This window comes from Legionella sp. (genome assembly GCF_049790535.1).
In the GTDB taxonomy this organism is placed as follows: Bacteria; Pseudomonadota; Gammaproteobacteria; order Legionellales; family Legionellaceae; genus Legionella.
Genome location: NZ_JBAQZB010000071.1, coordinates 1 through 7,516 on the forward strand (window position 1 = coordinate 1; position 7,516 = coordinate 7,516).

Here is a 7,516-nt window from a genome sequence, read left to right on the forward strand (position 1 = left end):
CTGTAGCGCTCCCTTTTACAACAATAACTGATTTTCTACTCTTTAAAGCAGCATAGGTAATCGTTTCAGCGGTCTCTCCTGGCTGCAGAGGTCTTGTCTCATCGATGATTGTAGCGCTCCCTTTTACAACAGTAATTGGTTTTCTTTGCTGTAAAGCAGCATAGGTAATTGTTTCAGCGGTTTCTCCTGGATGCAGAGGTCTTATCTCATCGATGACTATAACGCTCCCCTTTACAACAGTAACTGGTTTTCTTTGCTTCAAAGTAGTCTTAGTAATCGTTTCAGATGTCTCTCCTGGCTGAAGCGCTCTTATCTCATCGATGACTGTAGTGCTTCCTTTTACAACGACAACTGAAGAATCATGATGAGTTATTTTACGCCCCTCTTCTTTTTTCTTTTTCAGGCGTTGTTTTGCTTCATTTAAAATTTTTCTTTTTTTCATTATTTTGTCCTTTTTACAAATTAAGTTTATATTTTAATTGAATAGTGTAAATATAATTCAAATATTAAGTGGGTATTAGGGGTATTAAAATAAATGTTGATGTAAAGAAATAATGAAAATGAAAAAGTATTTCTGTTAAAAAAATTACTGGATTAAAAAAACTCATAATATCTGATAACATTATTTGCTAACCTTGATAGTCGCTTTACAAAATAGTGCTAATGTTAAAATTGTTCAGCTTTTAGAGGCATTCCCCTTCCTATACTTTCTAAGCTTAAGAAGGGAATTAAAAACAATCTTAAATAAAACAAGTGTTTTAGGTATTGCAATTACAATTCCCTGTCACAGTAATCACCTGATTCACTCCCACTGCGACAATACCATTACAAGTATTACCATTGGTTGTATTGGTGAGCGTAAAAGTTGCACCAGTAAATACTAGGTTAAGTTTGGTAGTTATGTGCATTTATTTATCTGCATATAAAAATTTCAACCTTATAAAAAGGGAGCATTAATCTTGCGAAACAGAGTGATTGTTGAAAAATACATACGATTCTTATTTGAACATAAATTGTATACCCATTAACAAGGAGTTAGATCGGGGAGCATTGGTTAAATACCCTGAATACCCATTTTGTGCATTTCCGGTTTGTACAATGCCAAAATCGGTATAACGATACCCCAGATTCAGTGCGATGGATTCCTGTGGGAAGAAGTAAATACCCGCACCTACAGTGTAACTAAATTGAGATCGAGATGCTCCCAAAAAATCAGGTGAGATTCTGGGGATAATGCCGGAGCTGGGTATTTCTACATATGGTTTTGTTTGATTAAAAGCGATACCCAAGCCACCTGACACATAAGGTACAATGAAATGCACGCGAAACAAGCCCGCTTGAAACAATGCCATTAGGGTTTGTCGATTGATATTATAATGATAAATATAATTATTGAATTTAGGTAAAGAAAACTGTTCGACATTTCCTGTTAACCGAGTGGGTTTATCATACAAATAAGCCGCTGCAGCACTGAAGAAAGATAAAAATTTTCTTTGCGGAAAAAACCATTCATAGCCTAAAGAACCCCCAAAAATAGGCTCTCCCACCAAGTTGTTGATTTGATAAATATCTGCTGGCCATCCATTGCCAGAACCAATTTTGTTGGAACCTGTAACAGTGGGAAAATCATAACCAATATTGCCTTCAACATACCAACTTGCTTGCGTTATACTGCTGCATAAACTGAGCATAGCACCACATATCCAGGAACGTTTTTTATTTTTATATAGAAGCATTGTTTCTATCCTTATTTTAAAAACGAGCCATTCTATTGTTTTTTTTGAAATACTTCAATGTAGGATGTATGAATGTGATTAACCTGTGTAGAGCAAATTACTAACTACTTAAATGCTCTATAAGCCTTAGGGGATAGGGTATATTTTACTTTTGCGTACGAGTGTGTTAACTCATCCGAGTAGACTCTTTTTTTAAATTCAATTGCGCTTCTTCTGCTGCTAGAATTGATTCAGATTGTATAGGTTTAAAGAAGGTATTAAGCTGCCTAGAGGATAATACTATCTTAATTATCGCGTTAGCAAAAGCTTTTAATAAATTGGTTAGATAATCACCCCAACTCAAATCCCTTTCCAATACAGGTTTTGCCTTATTGATTAAAGTATCACACAGATCTTCAAAACATTTATTTGCTTTTGTAACACTCATATCCAAATTATTAAGATTAGTTGGATATTCACACTTAGTTTTTTTAATTCCTCAAATAATTCCATAGCAACTTTTTTAGATTCTGTAAAATAATGTTTATCGACGCTATCAATTTTTTGCGTGAACTCATGCAATACTTCATCAATCCTGGGCCTTCAATACCACTTAATCAAGGTGCTTAAATTGTGCAGTTCACAAGAACTAGATAAAAGTGCATTAAAAACTTGACCATCAAATTGAATCAATCAATCATTACATTTTTATTATCATTTTCTATTTCATCAAATAAGGAAATCCCGATGCTATCGGATAATATGAAAGAAGTAGCCAAATATTTTAATAATAATTGGCAACACTATAAAAGTTATGTGGCACAAAATAAACTGTGTCATAACGAAATGTTTGCTCTTCTAAATCAATTTCTTCACCAACATGTAAAAGGACGCCCCATTTCTTTTGTCGACGTGGGTTGCGGCGATGGAAGCATTATTAAGCCGGTCTTGCAAGATAATTTGATCAAAAACTATATTGGAATTGATATTGCTGAAGAAGTAATAAAGATGGCACCTCCTAATCTAGCTCAATTAGATTGTGAAAAACAATTTATTTTAGAAAGTATGATCACCGCAATAAAACATCTCCCATCCTCCGTTGATATTATTTTTTCGAGTTACACTGTCCATCATTTATCGTATCAGGAAAAATTTAATTTTATTCAAGACTGTAAAAATAAATTAGCGTCAGGTGGCTTTTTTTTAATGATTGACGGCATTCTCGATGAAAATCAAACGCGTAATCAATGGCTGCATGCATATGAAGAATATTATAGAGAAATTTTTCCCAATATCACTGCAGAAGAACTTAAACATGTTATGGAACATTCTTACAGTAGTGATTATCCAGAAAATATTCATACATTTGAGCGAATTTCACAGATTCAAGGATGGAAAAATTTTCATATTGTTGTAAAGATAGGATTGCTAGCCTTCCTAGTATTTGAGGTCTGTTAATAGTTTCTCTAGCTATGGAGCAGATCTTTAAAACACCGGAAATAAATACGTGTAAAAACTTCATTAAAATTCATATTTATTTATAATAGCCGAACATCACTGGCCTTATTTTAGGATTAACCCTGCCACAGAAGAAGAAAGAAAAAGTAGGTATCAATTATTTTGACTTGCTACCAGATGAAGTTTTATTAGACATTATAAAAGTGATGCTGCTTAAAAATCCTGAAATAGGTAACGATCCTCTTCGTGATGAGGACTTAAAAAAACTCCATAGCCGCCTCTTATAACCGTTTTACCCTCACCTGTTTGAGATTTCATTCAATAAACAATCATTACCATTTTGTTCTGAAATTATGTGAATTAATTTACTCCAGAAAACAGGATGAAGCGGTATTTAAAAAATACCCTCATCTAGCCGCAGTAATCATTACTTTTATGGATTAGTCAGGCCGAACATTTAAATGTTGGGGTGAAGGATATATGTCAACATGATCCTCGATTGCCTTCCTAAAGTGGTTCTGAGTTTAAAGGTATATAATCTTAAATAATATATTGTAGGCAATAGCTAACCTGTGCCTCCAACAGTCAATGCCTCAATTTTCAGCGTAGGTTGACCCACACCAACAGGCACAGATTGACCCTCCTTACCACATACACCGATTCCTCGATCTAATGCCAAGTCATTACCAATCATGCTGATTTTTTTCATTACATCAGGGCCATTGCCAATTAATGTAGCACCTTTAACTGGTGCAGTGATTTTTCCATTTTCAATAAGATAGGCTTCACTCGCAGAAAATACAAATTGGCCGGAAGTAATGTCAACCTGGCCGCCACCAAAATTCACAGCATACAAGCCACGTTGTACGGAACGAATAATTTCTTCCGGATTGTGCTGTCCTGCTAACATATAGGTATTGGTCATTCTGGGCATAGGTACATGAGCATAGGATTCACGACGGCAATTGCCTGTGGATTGCATTCCCATTAATTTGGCATTCAATTTATCCTGCATGTAATTAACTAAAATACCATTATCAATTAAGGTGGTACACTGAGAAGGTGTTCCCTCATCATCAATGGTTAATGAACCACGTCGATCTTTTAATGTTCCATCGTCAACCACCGTAACACCAGTTGCGGCAATCTGCTGGCCAATACGTCCAGAAAATGCAGATAATCCTTTACGGTTAAAATCACCCTCCAAACCATGACCTACCGCTTCATGCAATAATACTCCAGGCCATCCTGGACCTAAAACAACCGGCATTGTTCCTGCAGGCGCAGGTTGCGCTTCCAGATTAATTAAGGCTTCACGTACTGCTTCACGGGCATAACTTAAGGCATTGTCTTTTTCAGTAAAATAAGAATAAGCAATACGACCTCCGCCACCTGAACGTGCGGATTCTCGTCGCCCCTTTTCATCTTCAACAATGACGCTTACATTAATGCTCACCAAAGGTCTAACATCAGCAACCATCTGCCCATGCATGTCCGCTACCATGACCACCTCATAACAACCGCTGAGTGAGGCATTAACCTGAACCACACGCGAATCAATACTACGTGCTTCTTTATCAATTACCTCCAGTAACGCTATTTTTTCCTGTTTACTCATTCCATCAATCGGATTTAAGCCTTGATAACGGCTTTCAGCAATTGTATTAACGCGAACTGATTGCATGGCTTTGGAACCCGTAAGTGCAATAGAGCGTGCTGCATCAGCTGCACGTAGCATAGAGGGTAATTGGATATCGTCACAATAGGCAAAACCGGTTTTATCCCCACTTACTGCACGGATACCTACACCTCGATCTAAAGAATAACTTCCACTTTTCACTACTGAATCCTCCAAATACCAGGATTCATAACTGCAACTTTGAAAATATAGATCGGCATCGTCAATATGATGAGTTCTCATTGATTTGAACAATTTTTCGATACCCGCTTCATCCAGCGATGCTGGAGCTAATAAAATTTGTTTTGCAGTGGTTAACGCTTCTGTCATTTAATTACCCTTTAAATTTAATACATGATGATTAACGCTTGGAAATGTTTTTCGTAAATGGAGTAGACTTTTTAGATCAATATCAGCCGTCACCAGGCCTATTCCTTCACCTTGCTGTGCAAGTACTCCACCCCAAGGTTCAATAATCATGCTGTGTCCATAAGTAGAACGCCCATTTTCATGGTGTCCTCCTTGATTAGCTGCTAATACATAGGATAAATTCTCTATAGCTCTAGCTCTTAATAATACCTCCCAATGAGCACGACCTGTTACTGCAGTAAATGCAGAAGGAACTGTAAACAGTTGTGCACCTTGCTCTAACAATCGCTGATACAGTTCGGGAAACCGTAAATCATAGCAAACCGTTAAACCGATTTTACCTACTGGAGTATCCACAACAACGCAATCATTACCTCGTTCTATGGTCGCAGACTCTCGATATATTTCCTGAGCTGATACACTAACATCAAACAAATGAATTTTGTCATAACGTTTCACACACAAACCCTGATTATCATAAACCAGACAACTGGCTCTGACTTTGGACCCAATACCTTTCAACGGCATTGTTCCAGCAATAACCCATATACCCAATTTTTTAGCCAACTGACTTATTTTTTCCTGGATAGGACCTTGGCCATATACTTCACTAATCGATAATTTATCAGTTTCCGTACGTCCCATAAATGCAAAATTCTCGGGTAACAGTACAAGCTGAGCCTTCTCTTCACATGCTTGAGTCATTAACTGTTCAACTTGTTGCAAATTTTTAGCTACATTCGTTGAAGAAATCATTTGTACTAATGCAACTCGAGCCATAAGAAGCCTCAACTTATCCTGCAAATAATCTATCTATCATACTATAGAGTAATATAAATGCTCAAAACAAATTAAAATTTACTAATAATTTTCCCGCAGAACACTTGAAATCTAGGAAACTTATCGTTACATATGCTAGACTAAACATACCTAAATTAGGAGTTCTAAACAATGAACCGAAATAATATCAATGTAATCAGTCAACGCAGAGAATCTGTACTTTCTAGCAACAAAGTACTGCGTAATACTTATCTTCTGCTTAGCTTAACGTTCTTATTTAGTGCATTCACTGCTTATTTGTCTCTTGCAAGTGGAGCTCGTCCCATGAACCCATTAATAATGATCATTGGGGTATATGGTTTGATGTTTTTAACCCAGGCTTTACGCAACAGCATCTGGGGCTTAGCTAGTGTTTTTGCTTTTACGGGCTTTCTAGGCTACACCTTAGGCCCTATCCTTAATTTTTATATTCATAATTTCTCTAATGGTTCGCAGCTTATTGCTACAGCTTTGGGAGGCACCGGGGTAATTTTCTTTGCACTATCAGCTTATGCATTAACAACGAAAAAAGATTTCAGCTTTTTAGGCGGTTTTCTTTTTGTTGGTGTGATGGTGGCATTGTTGGCGATGATCGCTGGTATATTCATCCATATTCCAGCACTGCAATTAGCTATTTCAGCCGCATTTATCTTGATTTCTTCTGGATTAATCCTATTGCAAACCAGCGCAATAATTCATGAGGGTGAAACCAATTACATTTCAGCTACTGTAGGCCTTTTCGTGTCAATTTACAATTTGTTCATCAGCCTGCTCAACATATTAAGTGCCTTTTCAAGCCGCGATTAGAGTAATCTGTCACGATAAGATAAGAAGTTATTAACTCTTGGAGGAAGGCCGGCTTTGAGTCGATTTGGAACAAAAAAGCACGCATCAAGCTCAACATATATCAGTATGTGGGCTTGATGCGTGCTTTTTTCGTTTCAATTGGCCAAAGATCGTTTTCCGTATTTAGGTACTGACGAACAAATCTTCTTTCCCTTTTGCAAATATTTCTACATCTATCTTCATAGATATAAATAATAGAGAAAGAATAATATTCATATTGTATAAAAGATCTAACCATTTCTCTATGGATGGAGCCCGTCATTGCGAGCAAAGCGAAGCAACCCAGAGGTTCAGAGTGAGGTAATTGAAGTCAAAGAAGTGTTTCATAAAGATCTAACCAATCGAGGATTCATACGCTCGATTAAGGCTAATTTCTACTTTTTGATTGCAGCCGTATTGCTTTGTAAAACCATGTACTAAGCTTTGCTTATGCTGTTACGTTTACTACGATCTGAACCCCTGGGTCGGGTTCCATCCGTATAATTTTAATCAAACTATGACAAAAGTGTCCTCTTGAGTCTGAATCTGAGTCTTTGGTTGTTGCCACTAGAGACCTGTGTTGTTTGGGAACTGTATTTTCGATAATAATTTGGGAACACTAAAGAGTGTTCTATTGTGTATGGATGGAGCC

The 7,516-nt window shown here is 36.8% G+C and carries 7 protein-coding genes; 2 read left to right on the forward strand and 5 right to left on the reverse strand.

Annotation, left to right across the window (positions count from 1 at the left end):
- From WA877_RS03960 to WA877_RS03970, 3 genes are all read right to left on the reverse strand, one after another.
- Positions 1-442: hypothetical protein (locus WA877_RS03960; protein WP_425169636.1), on the reverse strand; the 442-nt coding region annotated here is incomplete at its 3' end.
- 556 nt (positions 443-998) lie between these two features.
- The gene (locus WA877_RS03965) at positions 999-1,736 is read right to left on the reverse strand and encodes an outer membrane protein (protein WP_425169637.1); all 738 of its coding nucleotides are present in this window, start codon (positions 1,734-1,736) and stop codon (positions 999-1,001) included.
- A 166-nt stretch (positions 1,737-1,902) separates the two neighbouring features.
- The gene (locus tag WA877_RS03970; protein WP_425169638.1) at positions 1,903-2,163 is read right to left on the reverse strand and encodes a hypothetical protein; all 261 of its coding nucleotides are present in this window, start codon (positions 2,161-2,163) and stop codon (positions 1,903-1,905) included.
- A 299-nt stretch (positions 2,164-2,462) separates the two neighbouring features.
- Here WA877_RS03970 and WA877_RS03975 point away from each other — a divergent pair, with 299 nt between their 5' ends.
- The gene (locus WA877_RS03975) at positions 2,463-3,173 is read left to right on the forward strand and encodes a class I SAM-dependent methyltransferase (protein ID WP_425169639.1); all 711 of its coding nucleotides are present in this window, start codon (positions 2,463-2,465) and stop codon (positions 3,171-3,173) included.
- A gap of 565 nt (positions 3,174-3,738) precedes the next feature.
- On the opposite strand, the gene tldD is transcribed toward WA877_RS03975, so the two are convergent.
- Together tldD and WA877_RS03985 are read right to left on the reverse strand one after the other, a co-directional pair.
- Complete coding sequence (tldD, locus tag WA877_RS03980; RefSeq protein ID WP_425169640.1) at positions 3,739-5,181, reverse strand: metalloprotease TldD; 1,443 nt, start codon at positions 5,179-5,181, stop codon at positions 3,739-3,741.
- Positions 5,182-6,000, reverse strand: a complete 819-nt coding sequence (locus WA877_RS03985; RefSeq protein ID WP_425169641.1) for a carbon-nitrogen hydrolase family protein — start codon at positions 5,998-6,000, stop codon at positions 5,182-5,184. It abuts the gene before it with no gap.
- Positions 6,001-6,171: 171 nt separating this feature from the next.
- Between WA877_RS03985 and WA877_RS03990 the strand changes: the two genes are divergently transcribed.
- Entirely contained in the window at positions 6,172-6,846 is a 675-nt protein-coding gene (locus tag WA877_RS03990) for a Bax inhibitor-1/YccA family protein (protein WP_425169642.1), read from the forward strand.
- Positions 6,847-7,516: the final 670 nt, after the last annotated feature.

Bases quoted from the DNA above. Each gene is read 5' to 3' on its own strand.
- WA877_RS03965 (WP_425169637.1), bottom strand. From the start codon at position 1,736: ATGCTTCTATATAAAAATAAAAAACGTTCCTGGATATGTGGTGCTATG.
- WA877_RS03970 (WP_425169638.1), bottom strand. From the start codon at position 2,163: ATGAGTGTTACAAAAGCAAATAAATGTTTTGAAGATCTGTGTGATACT.
- WA877_RS03975 (WP_425169639.1), top strand. From the start codon at position 2,463: ATGCTATCGGATAATATGAAAGAAGTAGCCAAATATTTTAATAATAAT.
- tldD (WP_425169640.1), bottom strand. From the start codon at position 5,181: ATGACAGAAGCGTTAACCACTGCAAAACAAATTTTATTAGCTCCAGCA.
- WA877_RS03985 (WP_425169641.1), bottom strand. From the start codon at position 6,000: ATGGCTCGAGTTGCATTAGTACAAATGATTTCTTCAACGAATGTAGCT.
- WA877_RS03990 (WP_425169642.1), top strand. From the start codon at position 6,172: ATGAACCGAAATAATATCAATGTAATCAGTCAACGCAGAGAATCTGTA.